Source organism: Agromyces sp. NSFZ (assembly GCF_056156205.1).
In genome coordinates this window covers 765,465-778,729 of sequence record NZ_CM149585.1, presented here as the reverse complement: position 1 = coordinate 778,729, position 13,265 = coordinate 765,465, and the positions used below count along the sequence as shown (strand labels likewise).

Below are 13,265 nucleotides of genomic sequence, written 5' to 3'. Positions count from 1 at the left end.
GGGTCTCAGCGCCGCGGCGTCCACCCGGGCGGGAGTGGGCCGTCGACGGCGGCCCGCTCCTCGTCGGCCCGCGCCGACCATCCCTGCGCGGCATCCGTCTCCTCGAACCCGCCGCGCGCGACCCGGAACCCGACGTCGTCGTGGTGCATCCGCGGTGCTCCCCCGCGTCGGGTCGATGCGCGCACGCTCCACGCATCATCCGCGAACCCGCCGCCGCGGAACACCCGATAGTCGTCGTAGCGGGCCGGGTCGAGCAGGTCCCAGCACCACTCCCACACGTTGCCGAGCGTGTCGAAGAGCCCGTTGAGGTTCGGATGCTTCCCGCCGACCGGCTGCGGCGCCGTCACGCCGTCGGCGCTCGTCCAGGCGATCTCGGGGAGCGGGCCGTAGTGGGGGCCGGTCGACCCGGCGCGGCACGCGAATTCCCACTCCGCCTCGGTCGGCAGGCGGTACCCGTCGGCGTCGACGTGCCAGGTGACGTCCTCGCCGTCGAAGGTGTACGCCGGGTCGAGCGCCTCCCACTCCGAGGCCGCGTTGCAGAACCGGATCGCTCGCAGCCAGCTCACGTCGGTCGCCGGCCGCTGGGGATGCGAGGCCGTCTCGCCGAGGAGCTCGCCGAGTTGCGCCTGCGTCACCGGGTAGACGCCGATCTCGTACGGCTCGAGCTCGACGCTCCAGCGCACCTTGCGTCGCGCGTCGTGCAGCGTGACGGTGCCGCCGTCGATGCGGGCGAGCTCGATGTCGGTCATCGAGGGAGTATCGCACCGCCGGCCGGGCGGGTCGACGCTCGCTCGTGGTAGGTCAGGTCGAAGGTCTCGACCAGGGTCCCCGGCTCCGACGCCTGGCGATCGCCGTCGAGGATCGAGATGAGCAGCTGCCCGGCGCGCTGCCCTGCCTCTCGGGGGCGCAGGTCGAGCGCGCTGATCGGCGGCTGCACGATCGGCAGCGTCGCGCTGTCGACATAGGAGACCACCTGGATGTCGCCGGGCACCGCTCGGCCGAGTTCGCGCAGCGTCGAGAGAATGCCCACGCCCAGCCCCTCGGGCACGCAGACGATCGCGTCGACGTCGGGCCTCGTGGCGATCAGTCGGTCGACGATCCGTCGCAGCTCCGTCGCGACCGGAACCCCCGTGAGGGAGAGGAACGAGAGCCCCACCCCGGTCTCAGCGGCCCAGGCGGTCGCGGCGGCATCGACCGCACTGACCCACGTCTGGTCGACGTCGGGGGTCAGCACGACGATCGAGTCGGCCCCGCCGGCGCGCAGCCGGTCGAGGAGCAGCGTGGTCGCGGCCGCGTGGTCGGCAACGACCGACGCGGTGGGCTGCGGCACGCCCGCGGGGACGAGCTCGGACGTGACCACCGGCTTGCCGCCGTCGAGGATCGCGCGGGCCAGCTCGTCGCGGCCGTCGACATCGGCCATGACGAACCCGTCGACGTGCAGGCTCCGAGCCTTGCCCGCCGGGAAATCGCCCGGGATCAGCGACACCGTGAGCTCGCGGTCGTTGGTCGCCTCCACGACGCCGAACGTGAAGTTCATGTAGTACTCCATGAACCGAAGTCCCTGCGGCAGCCACAGGCCGATCGAACCGGCCCGAGCCTTGCGAAGGTTCCTCGCGCCGCTGTTGGTCGAGTAGTCGAGGCTCGCCGCTGCCGCGACGACCCGCGCACGCGTCTCGGCCGACATCCGCCCGCCGCCGGTAAGCGCTCGCGAAGCGGTGCCCCGCGACACACCGGAGAGGTCGGCGACGTCCTGCAGCGTGGGTGGGCGTGTGACGGCCATCGGGTGCTCCCCCTCCTCCGAGCGATCCTATGTGATCACCGAAGCGTCGTGGACGAATGTGACCAATCGATTGCGCATTCGGGTCGAAATGATGCAGACTCAGCTCTGTCACCCCCGTAGCGGCCTCCCGTGCACGGGTCCGCATTCAACGAAGGAGTTGCTCGTGACCCTGGATTCGACCCTGCTCGACGACGCACCCAAGACGGGAGCGCTGAAGACGGCCGCGCTCGGAACGTGGGGCGTCGTCTTCCTGGTGGTCTCGGCCGCCGCGCCTCTCAGCGTCCTCGCCGGCATCGGCCCGCTCGCGGTCCTCATCGGCGGCGTCTCCGCACCGCTGGTGTACGCCATCGCCGGCGTGGTCCTCGCAGTCTTCTCGATCGGCTTCCTCTTCACCGCTCGCAACCTGAAGCCCATGGGCGGTTTCTACACCTACATCGCCGTCGGGCTCGGGAAGGTGGTCGGCCTCGGTGCCGGATTCCTGGCCTGGGCCTCGTACAACCTGCTGCAGATCGGCCTCTGGGGGCTGTTCGGCGTCATGGCGGAGGGCATGCTGGCCGAGGTCTTCGGCATCCGGCTGCCGTGGTTCGTCCTCGCGCTGGTCGGCGCGGCGCTGGTCTTCGGCCTCGCCGCCGCGGGCGTGGACGTCGGCGCCCGCGTGCTCGGCGTGCTGCTGGTGCTCGAGACGGCGTTGCTCGTCGTGCTGGCGACCTCGATCCTGACCCAGCGCGGTGGAGATCTGGGGTTCGCGACGTTCGCACCCGAGAACATCTTCACGCCGAGCATGTTCGCGATCCTCGGCTTCGGCTTCGCCGCGTTCATGGGATTCGAGTCGACGGTGCTCTACCGCAACGAGACCCGCGACCCGGCTCGCTCCATCCCGCGGGCGACCTACATCGCGGTGGCGTTCCTCGCCCTCTTCTACACCGGCACGCTCTGGCTGGTGATCCAGGCCTTCGGCGACGCGCAGGCCCAGGGCGTGATCGCCGAGGACCCGGCCGCGTTCTTCTTCGTCGCCATGGGCCGGTACGTCGGCGACTGGGGCGTGGCCGTCATGTTCATCCTGATCGTGTCGAGCATCTTCGCCGGGCAGCTCGCCTTCCACAACGCGATCAACCGCTACAGCTTCGCGCTCTCGCGCGACGGCATCCTGCCCGCGTTCTTCAACCGCACGAACCGCGCGGGCGCTCCATGGGTGGCCGGGCTGCTGCAGACCCTGGTCGCCCTCGCGGTCATCCTCACGTTCGGACTCGCCGGCCTCGACCCGCTGACGCAGCTGGTCATCCTCGTGAACTCGCCCGGCGTGTACGGGATCATCACCCTCCAGCTCCTCGCCTCGATCGCCGTGCTGATCTTCATCCTCAGGAATCGCGGGCTCGAGCGGAAGTGGTACGTCCTTCCGGCGGCCGTCTTCTCCATCGTGGCGATGACGGTGCTGCTCGCGGTCCTCGTCTCCACCATCGACTACCTGACCGCCGCCGGCCCCGCCGTCAACGCGGTCATCCTCGCGGTGGTGCCGCTCGTGCTCGTCGCCGGCGCGGTGTACGCGATGGTGCTCCGCTCGAACAGCCCCGAGCGCTTCGCCCGGATCGGCGGCGAAGGGACCGAAGCGGCGTGAGCGCGAACCTCATCGCCGACACCGTGCTCCTCGGCGGCAGGGTGATCACCATGGGCGACGATCGGCTCGCACCCGAGGGCGCCGAGGGCCTCGCCATCGCCGACGGACGCATCGCGGCCATCGGCGACCGCGACGAGCTCAACCGCTTCATCGGTGACGGCACCAGGGTGCTCGAACTGCCGGGCGCGGCGATCCTCCCCGGGTTCGTCGACAGCCACATCCACCCCGTGTTCGGGCTGGGGCTCACGCGCGGCGCCGACCTCAACGGCTGCCGCTCCCTCGCCGACGTGGAGCACCGGCTCCGCGCCGAGCTCGCGACCCTGGGCGACGACGACTGGCTCCTCGGCTGGGGTCTCGATCCCAACGCGTTCGAGGGTCGCGAGGTGACGAATCGCCTCCTCGACGAGGTGGCCCCAGACCGCCCGGCATTCATCCGGCTGTTCGACGCGCACGCCGCGCTGGCGTCGCCGCGGGCGCTCGAGATCGCCGGATGTCGCGGCGACGAGCGATTCACCGACGGATCCCGGGTCGTCACCGACGGGAACGGCAAGCCCACCGGTTACCTGCTCGAGCTGCAGGCGATGGGCCTGGTCGAGCCGTTCGTTCCGCAGTTGACCTTCGACCAGCGGGTCGACCGCCTCTACGGGGTGCTCCTGCAGATGGCACGGGCGGGCTTCACCGCCGGGCAGGTGCAAGACCTCGCGCCCGACACGATCGAGCTCCTCGAGGCCATCGAGCAGACGCGCGAGCTGCCCATCCGGCTCCGGATGTCGCCGTGGTTCGAGCCCGGCACGCCGGTCGAGGAGGTCGACCGCCTCGCCGTGCTCCAGGGGCTGCGCGGGCGCCGCTGGGTCGTCGAGGGCGTGAAGCTCATGATCGACGGCACGATCGACAACGGCACGGCGTGGCTCCATGAACCCGACTGCCTCGGCGAATCCACGACGTCGCTCTGGCTCGACCCCGAGCAGTACCGGGAGGCCTTGACCGAACTCGACCGCCGCGGCATCCCGACCACGACGCACGCCATCGGCGATGCCGGCATCGACTTCGTTCTGCGTGCCATCGCCGGCCTGCCGCACCGCAATGCGACCCACCGTGTCGAGCACATCGAGACGATGACGGATGCCTCGCTGCAGCTGTTCGCGTCGGCGGGCATCATGGCGAGCATGCAGCCGACGCACTGCACGCTGTTCACGAGGGCGGACGGCACCGATCACTGGTCGACGCGCCTCGGCGAGGAGCGGGCCGCGCGCGGGTTCCGCACCGGTGACCTCGTCAGAGCCGGCGTTCCGCTTGCGCTGGGCTCGGACTGGCCGATCGCACCGAGCGACGCGGTCGGCATCCTCGCCGACGCGCAGCTGCGACGGCCTCATGACGACCCGCACGCCGCGCCGGTGCATCCCGACCAGGCACTCAGTGCAGCGGAGGCGGTTCGCGGATTCACCAGGCATCCGCACACGACGATCGGGCAGCGCGGCGGCGTCCTCGAGGTCGGCTCGGTGGCGGATGTCACCGTGCTCGACCGCGATCCGCTCACCACCGAACCCGAGCAGCTCGCCCGGGCCGAGGTGCTGCTCACGCTCGTCGACGGCAGGATGGTGGCTGACGCTGTGACATCCGCCCTCTCGACCGCATCGGAGCTCACGTGACGCACGCGCCGACCGTCCCCAACCTCTCGCGCGCCTTCGACGTCGCCGTGCAACTCGGCCCGATGGCCGACCACGGGCTCACGCGCGCCGGCCACCGGCGAGTCATCCCGATCGTCGGCGGGCGGATCTCGGGCGAACTCGAGGCGGAGATCCAGCCCGGCGGGGCGGACTGGCAACTGGTCCGCCCCGACGGCGCGATCGAGATCGATGGTCGTTACACCGCGCGTACGCCCCAGGGGGAGCTCCTGTACCTGCGGGTGACGGGCGTGCGCACCGGCCCGCCCGAGGTACTCGCCGCGCTCCTGCGGGGCGACGACGTCGCTCCCGACCGGTACTACTTCCGCACGGTCGTCACCATCGAGACCGCCTCTTCGAGGCTCGCGCACCTCGAGCATGCGGTCTTCGTGGCGTCGTGCGTGCGCGACGCCGATTCGGTGCGGTATGCCGCGTACCGGGTGACCTGACACGCCCACCGGCGCCGGGCGCCGGGCGCCGGGCAGGTGCCGGCGACCGCGCGCGCTCAATGCCGGGCCGTGAAGCGCCCGCGGCGGTGGCCCTCCTTCTCGAGCTCATCGACGATCGCGAGCGCGAGGTCGGCAGCGGAGATCGTCGAGTTCCCGTCGTCATCCGTGAGCAGCACGTCGCCGCCGAGCACGTAGGTACCCTTCGACGCGGTGCCGAGCCACGACCCGAAGTCCCGCGGCGGGCTCACGAAGAACCAGTCGAGCGACTCGGGGCTCGCCTCGAGCATCTCGAACGCCGTGATCCCGGTCTGGATCTCGGGCTTCACGTCGGCCGGCAGTTGCTGATGCGTGACGTCCCACAGGCGCGGCCCGCCCTCCTCGACCTGCAGCGACGACACGCCACCGATGTAGCCGAGTCGCGTGGGCGTGCCGGCGAGCCGGGCGATGAGGTCCTCGAGGATGCCCTCGACCTTCCCGGCCATGTCGCCGCGCGGCGACAGGGCGACGATGACGGCATCCTGACCGCTCGTGACGTCGTCGAGCACGCCGGCCTCCAGCGCCGAGCCGGTGACGTACCGGACTCCCGGAATGGGGGCGGCGGGTGCCGTGCGGCTGACCGCGGTGACCTCGTGACCGCGCTTGTGCGCCTCGGCGACGACTGCCTCACCTGCGTAGCCGGTACCGCCCAGAACCGTGATGCGTGCCATATCGGGGTTGCTCCTTTACTCTCTTTCGGTAACTGGGTTACCGTACGTCAGGTAAGCCGAGTGCGGAAGTACGCACTTCGAGGTAAGCAGACGCCTGGAGGGAATGCCGAGGTGAGCGCCACCCCATGGAACCCCTATCGGCCCGACTGCCCCAGCCGCCGCCTGCTCGATCGCATCGGCGACCGGTGGACCGTGCTGATCGTGAACGCGCTCGACCTGGGACCGCAGCGCTTCTCCTCCCTCGCCGCCACCGTCGGCGGCATCTCGCAGAAGATGCTGACGCAGACCCTCCGCTCCCTGGAGCGCGACGGCTTCGTCACCCGCACCGTCTATCCCGAGATCCCGCCGAGGGTCGAGTACGAGCTGACCTCGCTGGGCCGTTCCCTGCTCGAGCCGCTACGTGAGCTCGAGCACTGGGCGCTCGAGAACATGGACGCCGTCCGGGCGAACCAGCAGGCCTACGATGCCTCGAGCTCGCACGCCGATTCACCCGCGACGGCCACCGCATGAGCGCCGCCTACTGGAACCCGGCGGCGCGCGAATGGCGCGCCGCCCGGCTCACCGGGGTGATCGCGTTCCACGAGAGCCTGCCCGGCTACGCCCCCACGCGCCTGGTGGAGGCTCCCGAGCTCGCCGCCGAGCTCGGCGTCGGGCGCGTGTTCGTGAAGGAGGAGAGCTCCCGCCTCGGCCTGCCCGCTTTCAAGATCCTCGGTGCGGCCTACGCCATCTCCCGCGCGCTGTCGGCTCGCGTCGGCTCGACCGATCAGGCGCTCCCGCTCGACGAGCTCCGCGCCGCGATCGCCGCGGCGCCCGGCACGCCGGTCACGCTCGTCGCCGCGACCGACGGCAACCACGGCCGCGCCGTCGCGCACACCGCCAGGCTGCTCGGCCTGCCCGCGCAGATCTGGTTCCCCGACACCCTCTCGACCGAGGCCAAGCAGGCGATCGCCGACGAGGGCGCCGACACCGTGGAGCTCGCCGTCCCCTACGACGACGTGGTGGATGCCGCGACGACGGCGGCGCAGGATGCCGCGTCCGACGCGATGCTCATCCAGGACACCGCGTGGCCGGGGTACGAGGAGGTCCCGCAGTGGATCGTCGACGGCTACTCCACGCTCTTCGAGGAGGCCGACGCGCAGCTCGCCGAGCTCGGGGTGACGGAGCTCGACCTCGTCGCGGTGCCGGTCGGCGTCGGCTCGCTCGCGCAGGCGGCCGTGCGCCACTCCCGCTCCGGCTCCGCGTCCGGCTCCGGCGCACCGATCGTGCTCGGCGTCGAGGCGGCCGCCGCGCCGCCGCTCATCGCGTCGCTGCGCGCGGGCGAGCCGGTCAGCGTGCCGACGAGCTTCACCGTGATGTCGGGCCTCAATTGCGGCACCGTCTCGGGCAACGCGTGGCCCGTGCTGCACGCCGGACTCGACGCGGCGGTGACGGTCGGCGAGGATGCCGCGATCCGGGCCGTGCATGACCTCGAGGCGCTCGACATCGACTCGGGGCCGTGCGGCGCGGCCACGCTCGCGGGCGCGCGCACGCTGCTCGCCGACGACCGGGCCCGGGCCGCGATCGGTCCCGACGCGACCGTGCTGCTGCTCTCCACCGAGGGCCGGCTCGCCAATCCCCTCCCGGCCGGCCGATGAACGAGCTCGACCTGCTGCGCGAGCTCATCGCGATCGACTCGGTGAATCCGGCGCTCGTGCCGGGCGGTGCCGGCGAGGCGCGCATCGCCGACGCCGTCACCGCTTGGCTCGCCGAGCGCGGCTTCGAGTGCCGCCGTCTCGAGTCCGTGCCCGGGCGCCCGTCGGTGCTCGCGGTCGCGCGCGGCACGGGCGGTGGACGCAGCCTCATGCTCAACGGGCACCTCGACACCGTGTCGCTCGCGAGCTACGACGGCGATGGGCTCGAACCCGTCGTCCGAGACGGCCGGCTGCACGGGCGGGGCGCGTACGACATGAAGTCGGGCCTCGCGGCGATGATGGTCGCCGCCGCCCGCGCCCATGGGTCGCCGCATCGCGGTGATCTCGTGCTCGCCCTGGTGGCCGACGAGGAGTACGACAGCCACGGCACCGAGGAGGTGCTCGACGCGGTCACTACCGACGCGGCCATCGTCGTCGAACCCACGGGCCACGACCTCGTCACCGCGCATCGCGGCTTCGCGTGGGCCACCGTCACGATCCGCGGCCGCGCGGCCCACGGCTCCCGCCCCGACCTCGGCGTCGACGCGATCGCGAAGGCGGGCCGGTTCCTCACCGCCATCGACGAGCTCGGCGCACGGCTCGCGACCGCGGTGCCGCGACATCCGCTGCTCGGAACCGGCAGCATTCACGCCGGCACCATCGCCGGCGGCGCCGAGGTGTCGAGCTACCCCGACGCGTGCGTCGTCACCGTCGAGCGCCGTACGACCCCCGGCGAGGACCACGCGACGTTCGAAGGCGAGCTCAGCGACATCCTGAGCCGCATCGCCGACGCCGACCCGCAGTTCCGCGCCGACCTCGAGCTCACGACCCACCGAGGCCCGTTCGAGGCGAGTGCCGACTCCGCGATCGCCTCCGTCGTCGCCGACGCGTTTCGCGACGTCGCCGGGCGCGAGCCGACGCGGCGCGGCGAGCCGTTCTGGACCGACTGCGCCCTGCTGCATGCGAAGGGCATCGACACCGTCATGTTCGGTGTCGACGGCGGCGGCGCGCACGCGGCAGAGGAGTGGGTGGAGATCGACTCGCTTCGCACGGTGACCGACACGCTCGAGCGCGCCATCCGCGCCTACGTCGACGCGTCGTGACGGCCCGTTCTGACGGCCCAGTCCTGACGGCCCGATCCTGACCGCCCGATCGGGTCAGCGCGGCAGGGCTTCGGATCAGCGCGGGTCGACGACCTCCACCCCGTAGGCACGAGCCGCTTCCGCCTGCCGGTCGTCGTAGGTCACGAATGCCTCGAGCTCGTCGCCGAGTTCGAGTGCCGCGGCGAGGTGCAGGGCATCCAACGAGCGCAGCTCGACCGGATCCAGTCGAGCGGCAGCATCGAAGACCGAGGTGGCGAATGCGATCACCGTCACGGACTCGAGGACCTGCATCGCCGCGACGGCCTGATCGGGTGCCCAACGTCGCACGGCACGCACGAGCTCGGTACGCGCCAGATCCGAGGTCACCGGCTGCCGGTCGGCAGACGTGAGCCAGGCGACGAGCGAAGCCGACTCGGCTTCTTCGATCACGAGTTTCACGAGTGCGGACGTGTCGAGGTAATGCGCCACGGTCGTTCAGTACCGCTCATCGTCGCGGGCCTGCCGCAGCGCGGCTCCGACGTCGAGCGGCGCGGACCGCCGCAACGGCAGCTCGCTGAGCGAGCGCTTCGGGGCTCGCACGCGACCGTCCTCCGCCAGGGCGCCGAGCTTCCCGCCGCGCAATGGAACGAGTCGCGCGACCGGTCGGCCGCGGTCGGTGATGGTCACGGACGCGCCGCCGGCGACCGCGGCCACGACCTCGGACGCGTTCTGCTTCAGGGCACGAATGCCGACTTCGCTCATGTTCTACATTGTAGAACTTCGGTCTGGAAGCCGCCAGGTGTGGCCGCGTGCTGACGGCCCAGTCTCGACGGCCCGCTCGCTCAGCGCGGCAGGGGGTTCGGGCCGGTCGCCGTGACCAGCCGTTGCGGGACCCAGCCGTCGACATGGTGGAATCCGTCGAACGTGCCGCCCTGCAGCTCGATCACCTCGTGCAGCGAGCGGCGATGGAACTTCACGTGCGTGAAGTCCTCGAACAGGATGTAGTACGGCTCGTTCCACCGGTTCTGGAACTGCTGGCCGGTCAGCACCTCGCGGTGCCGGCGCGAGAACGCGTCGATCTCCTCCCCGACCACCACGCCGAAGTGCTCCATGCCCATCTTGTAGACGCGCTGGTGCACGGGCGGGATCAGCTCGATGAGCGGGATCGCCTTGCCCTCGAGGACGGAGAGCGGCTCGGCGAGCAGGAGCATGGACATCGGCCGTCCGTTCCAGACGCCCTCCGCGTTGGCCATGGAGTGGCGTTCGAGCAGGGTCCGCACGTGCACGTACTGGTCCCACTCCGGCACCCGGTAGGCGAGATGGCCGAGCTCGTACGGCGTGATGTCGATGCCTCGGGTGAGCAGGCGGTCGCGCTGCTGCGCGGCGAACGCCCGGTAGTCGCCGATGATGTCGCCGACCGGATCGGCCCCCGCCGTGGTCATGCGTCCAGTATGGAGTGCCGACCGGGCTTCCGACAGGTCGCGCCAGATCCGGCGTTCGATCGATCAGGCGGGCGTCACTCGTCGGCGCTCGCGAGCCGCATCGTCTCCCCCGCCCTCGCCGCGAACGCCGTGGCGATCGACGCGATGGTGCGCTGCATGACGGCGACCGCGGCGGTGGCCGCGACATCCGCGGGCCTTGCCAGGCTGATCGTGCGCGTGAGCGTCGGCCGTTCGAGCCGCACCGAGCGGAGGCCGGGGCGATCGATGAGCACCATCGCCGGCACGATCGCGACCCCGAGCCCGCGCTCCACGAACCGCAGCACCGCGTCCATCTCGGCCCCCTCGAGCACCACGTCGGGTTCGAGTTCGGCGGCGGCGAACGCGGCATCGGTCGCGGCGCGCAGGTCGTAGGTCGAGCTGAACACGACCTGCGGCAGCCCCGCGACCTCCGCGAGCCCGATCGTGTCGCGCGTGGTCACCCGCGGTGCGGCGGCGGATGACACGACCACGAGCTCCTCGACGAGCAGGGGCGTCACCGTGAACCGCTCGGCGGTGGTGGCGTCCGACGTGGTGATCAGTGCGAGGTCGAGCTCGCCGCCGGCGAGTTCGTCGAGCAGGCGCCGCGACCCGTGCTCCGAGAGGTGGAGTTCGATGGCCGGATGCTCCGCGTGGAACGCGCTGAGCACCTCGGCGACGAGGCTGATGCAGAGGGTCGGGGTGGCGCCGAGTCGCACCCGCCCGCGCTCGAGGCCCGCGAGTTCGGCGAGTTCGCGGCGCACCGATTCGGCGTCGGCGAGCATGCGGCGCGCCAGCGGCAGCAGCGATTCGCCCGCGACCGTCAGGGTCGAGCCGCCCCGGGCTCGGTGGAACAGCTCGGCGCCGAGATCCTGCTCGAGCGCGGCGATCTGGCGACTCAGCGACGGCTGGGCGAGGTAGAGCTCCTCGGCGGCCCGGGTGAAGTTGCCGAAGCGGGCCACCTCGACGAAGCTGCGCAGTTGCTCGAGGTTCATTTCCATAGTCTAAGTGCATCGGTTCTAGGACGAAGATGCATTGGACTCATGTAACCGGTCAATCTAGCGTGGGTCGCATGAGTGCTTCAGGCAGTACCGCTTCCGAGCGGCAGATCTCCACGACCGTGCTCGTCATCGGCACCGGCGGGTCGGGCCTGCGCGCGGCCATCGAGCTCGCCGAGGCGGGCGTCGACGTGCTCGCCCTGGGCAAGCGCCCGAAGTCGGATGCGCACACCTCGCTCGCGGCGGGCGGCATCAATGCCGCGCTCGCGACGATGGATCCCGACGACAGCTGGCAGCAGCACGCGGCCGACACCCTGAAGGAGAGTTACCTCCTCGCCGACCCGCGCACGGTCGGGCTCGTGACGAAGAACGCGACTCGCGGCATCGACGACCTCGAGCGCTACGGCATGCCCTTCGCTCGCGAGCACGACGGTCGCATCTCGCAGCGCTTCTTCGGCGCCCACACCTACCGCCGCACCGCCTTCGCGGGCGACTACACCGGGCTCGAGATCCAGCGCACGCTCGTGAACCGGGCCGCGCAGCTCGGCGTGCCGATCCTCGACACCGTCTACGTCACGCGCATCCTGGTGAACGACGACGGCGCGGTGTTCGGCGCCTACGGCTTCGACCTCGAAGACGGCACTCGCTACCTCATCCACGCCGACGCCGTGATCCTCGCGGCGGGCGGCCACAACCGCATCTGGCGCCGCACCTCGTCGCGCCGCGACGAGAACACGGGCGACTCGTGGCGGCTCGCCGTCGAGGCGGGCGGCCGCGTGCGCGACCCCGAGCTCGTGCAGTTCCACCCGTCGGGCATCATCGAGCCCGAGAACGCGGCCGGCACGCTCATCAGCGAGGCGGCCCGCGGCGAAGGCGGCATCCTCACCAACGGGCTCGGCGAGCGCTTCATGGCGAAGTACGACCCTGAGCGCATGGAGCTGTCGACGCGCGACCGCGTCGCGCTCGCGGCGTACACCGAGATCAAGGAAGGCCGCGGCACCCCCAATGGCGGTGTCTGGCTGGATGTCTCGCACCTGCCCCGCGAGACGATCATGCAGCGCCTCCCCCGCGTCTACCAGACCATGCTCGAGCTGCAGATGCTCGACATCACGAAGCAGCCGATCGAGATCGCGCCCACCGCGCACTACTCGATGGGCGGCGTCTGGGTGCGGCCCGACGACCACGGCACGGATGTCCCGGGCCTCTACGCCATCGGCGAGGCGTCCTCCGGCCTGCACGGCGCCAACCGCCTGGGCGGCAACTCGCTCATCGAGTTGCTCGTCTTCGGACGCATCGTGGGTCAGGCCGCGGCGGAGTACTCGCGCGGGCTCGCCGCGCAGCGCCGCTCGGCAGCCGCGGTGGAAGCGGCGCGCGCCGAGATCGACGGGCTGCTCGCGGCGGATGGCGCGGAGAACGTGCGCTCCCTGCAGCGCGACATCCGGAACACCATGACCGAGCACGCCGGAGTGGTGCGCGACGAAGCCGGCCTCCTCGCCGGCCTTGCCGAGCTCGACGCGATCGAGGCGCGCATCACCGACATCGGCGTGCACCCCGACATTGCCGGCTACCAGGACCTGGCCCACGCCTTCGACCTCAAGTCGGCAGCGCTCGCGGCCCGTGCGACCCTCGAGGCCGCGCTCGAGCGACGTGAGACCCGCGGATGCCACAACCGCAGTGATTACCCGTCGCTCGACGAGTCGCTGCAGGTGAACCTCGTCTGGTCGCCCTCAACGGGGGTGACGCGCGAGGAGATCCCGCCGATCCCCGAGGAGATCGCGGCGCTCATGCGCGAGGTGTCCGTGGTGGGCAAGCTGGTCGAGTAGCGGGGTCGCCGGCCGTGGGT

14 protein-coding genes are annotated in these 13,265 nt (G+C 71.2%); 7 read left to right on the top strand and 7 right to left on the bottom strand.

Features of this window, described 5'->3' with window-relative positions:
* Nucleotides 1-5: 5 nt before the first annotated feature.
* Together ACVFI9_RS03720 and ACVFI9_RS03715 are read right to left on the bottom strand one after the other, a co-directional pair.
* Nucleotides 6-749: a formylglycine-generating enzyme family protein gene (locus ACVFI9_RS03720; RefSeq protein ID WP_474764696.1), complete on the bottom strand. Its 744-nt coding sequence runs from the start codon at nt 747-749 to the stop codon at nt 6-8.
* On the bottom strand, nt 746-1,780 hold the full coding sequence (locus tag ACVFI9_RS03715) for a LacI family DNA-binding transcriptional regulator (protein ID WP_474764695.1): 1,035 nt from the start codon (nt 1,778-1,780) through the stop codon (nt 746-748). The genes ACVFI9_RS03720 and ACVFI9_RS03715 overlap by 4 nt, the downstream gene beginning before the upstream one ends.
* 163 nt (nt 1,781-1,943) lie before the next feature.
* Between ACVFI9_RS03715 and ACVFI9_RS03710 the strand changes: the two genes are divergently transcribed.
* From ACVFI9_RS03710 to ACVFI9_RS03700, 3 genes are read left to right on the top strand one after another with little or no spacing between them, the layout of a single operon-like run.
* Nucleotides 1,944-3,395, top strand: a complete 1,452-nt coding sequence (locus ACVFI9_RS03710; RefSeq protein WP_474764694.1) for an APC family permease — start codon at nt 1,944-1,946, stop codon at nt 3,393-3,395.
* The gene (locus ACVFI9_RS03705) at nt 3,392-5,044 is read left to right on the top strand and encodes an amidohydrolase (protein WP_474764693.1); all 1,653 of its coding nucleotides are present in this window, start codon (nt 3,392-3,394) and stop codon (nt 5,042-5,044) included. The genes ACVFI9_RS03710 and ACVFI9_RS03705 overlap by 4 nt, the downstream gene beginning before the upstream one ends.
* Entirely contained in the window at nt 5,041-5,508 is a 468-nt protein-coding gene (locus ACVFI9_RS03700) for a DUF3237 domain-containing protein (RefSeq protein WP_474764692.1), read from the top strand. Before ACVFI9_RS03705 ends, ACVFI9_RS03700 begins: the two co-directional genes overlap by 4 nt.
* Before the next feature lie 56 nt (nt 5,509-5,564).
* Here ACVFI9_RS03700 and ACVFI9_RS03695 read toward each other — a convergent pair whose 3' ends face one another.
* Nucleotides 5,565-6,215 (bottom strand): NAD(P)-dependent oxidoreductase, encoded by a 651-nt coding sequence (locus tag ACVFI9_RS03695; protein WP_474764691.1) that lies wholly within the window; start codon nt 6,213-6,215, stop codon nt 5,565-5,567.
* Between the two features lie 111 nt (nt 6,216-6,326).
* On the opposite strand from ACVFI9_RS03695, the gene ACVFI9_RS03690 reads away from it, so the two are divergent.
* The 3 genes from ACVFI9_RS03690 to ACVFI9_RS03680 are packed head-to-tail and all read left to right on the top strand — an operon-like array spanning nt 6,327 to nt 8,988.
* Nucleotides 6,327-6,725 (top strand): winged helix-turn-helix transcriptional regulator, encoded by a 399-nt coding sequence (locus ACVFI9_RS03690; protein WP_474764690.1) that lies wholly within the window; start codon nt 6,327-6,329, stop codon nt 6,723-6,725.
* Nucleotides 6,722-7,849, top strand: coding sequence for a diaminopropionate ammonia-lyase (locus ACVFI9_RS03685; RefSeq protein WP_474764689.1), 1,128 nt, complete (start codon nt 6,722-6,724; stop codon nt 7,847-7,849). Before ACVFI9_RS03690 ends, ACVFI9_RS03685 begins: the two co-directional genes overlap by 4 nt.
* On the top strand, nt 7,846-8,988 hold the full coding sequence (locus ACVFI9_RS03680; protein ID WP_474764688.1) for an ArgE/DapE family deacylase: 1,143 nt from the start codon (nt 7,846-7,848) through the stop codon (nt 8,986-8,988). Before ACVFI9_RS03685 ends, ACVFI9_RS03680 begins: the two co-directional genes overlap by 4 nt.
* A 75-nt stretch (nt 8,989-9,063) precedes the next feature.
* Here the strand turns inward: ACVFI9_RS03680 and ACVFI9_RS03675 are convergent, their stop codons facing one another.
* The 4 genes from ACVFI9_RS03675 to ACVFI9_RS03660 all read right to left on the bottom strand — a co-directional run bounded on the left by ACVFI9_RS03675 (nt 9,064) and on the right by ACVFI9_RS03660 (nt 11,425).
* Complete coding sequence (locus ACVFI9_RS03675) at nt 9,064-9,456, bottom strand: type II toxin-antitoxin system VapC family toxin (protein WP_474764687.1); 393 nt, start codon at nt 9,454-9,456, stop codon at nt 9,064-9,066.
* A 6-nt stretch (nt 9,457-9,462) separates the two neighbouring features.
* Nucleotides 9,463-9,729 (bottom strand): type II toxin-antitoxin system Phd/YefM family antitoxin, encoded by a 267-nt coding sequence (locus tag ACVFI9_RS03670; protein ID WP_474764686.1) that lies wholly within the window; start codon nt 9,727-9,729, stop codon nt 9,463-9,465.
* Between the two features lie 80 nt (nt 9,730-9,809).
* Nucleotides 9,810-10,409 (bottom strand): VOC family protein, encoded by a 600-nt coding sequence (locus ACVFI9_RS03665; RefSeq protein ID WP_474764685.1) that lies wholly within the window; start codon nt 10,407-10,409, stop codon nt 9,810-9,812.
* Nucleotides 10,410-10,483: 74 nt separating this feature from the next.
* Nucleotides 10,484-11,425: a LysR family transcriptional regulator gene (locus ACVFI9_RS03660; RefSeq protein ID WP_474764684.1), complete on the bottom strand. Its 942-nt coding sequence runs from the start codon at nt 11,423-11,425 to the stop codon at nt 10,484-10,486.
* 71 nt (nt 11,426-11,496) lie between these two features.
* Between ACVFI9_RS03660 and ACVFI9_RS03655 the strand changes: the two genes are divergently transcribed.
* Nucleotides 11,497-13,245 (top strand): L-aspartate oxidase, encoded by a 1,749-nt coding sequence (locus ACVFI9_RS03655; protein WP_474764683.1) that lies wholly within the window; start codon nt 11,497-11,499, stop codon nt 13,243-13,245.
* Nucleotides 13,246-13,265 lie beyond the last annotated feature (20 nt).

What these genes read in the sequence shown, in the direction of transcription:
- ACVFI9_RS03720 (WP_474764696.1), bottom strand. Translation starts at nt 749, where the DNA reads ATGACCGACATCGAGCTCGCCCGCATCGACGGCGGCACCGTCACGCTG.
- ACVFI9_RS03715 (WP_474764695.1), bottom strand. Translation starts at nt 1,780, where the DNA reads ATGGCCGTCACACGCCCACCCACGCTGCAGGACGTCGCCGACCTCTCC.
- ACVFI9_RS03695 (WP_474764691.1), bottom strand. Translation starts at nt 6,215, where the DNA reads ATGGCACGCATCACGGTTCTGGGCGGTACCGGCTACGCAGGTGAGGCA.
- ACVFI9_RS03685 (WP_474764689.1), top strand. Translation starts at nt 6,722, where the DNA reads ATGAGCGCCGCCTACTGGAACCCGGCGGCGCGCGAATGGCGCGCCGCC.
- ACVFI9_RS03680 (WP_474764688.1), top strand. Translation starts at nt 7,846, where the DNA reads ATGAACGAGCTCGACCTGCTGCGCGAGCTCATCGCGATCGACTCGGTG.
- ACVFI9_RS03670 (WP_474764686.1), bottom strand. Translation starts at nt 9,729, where the DNA reads ATGAGCGAAGTCGGCATTCGTGCCCTGAAGCAGAACGCGTCCGAGGTC.
- ACVFI9_RS03665 (WP_474764685.1), bottom strand. Translation starts at nt 10,409, where the DNA reads ATGACCACGGCGGGGGCCGATCCGGTCGGCGACATCATCGGCGACTAC.
- ACVFI9_RS03660 (WP_474764684.1), bottom strand. Translation starts at nt 11,425, where the DNA reads ATGGAAATGAACCTCGAGCAACTGCGCAGCTTCGTCGAGGTGGCCCGC.
- ACVFI9_RS03655 (WP_474764683.1), top strand. Translation starts at nt 11,497, where the DNA reads ATGAGTGCTTCAGGCAGTACCGCTTCCGAGCGGCAGATCTCCACGACC.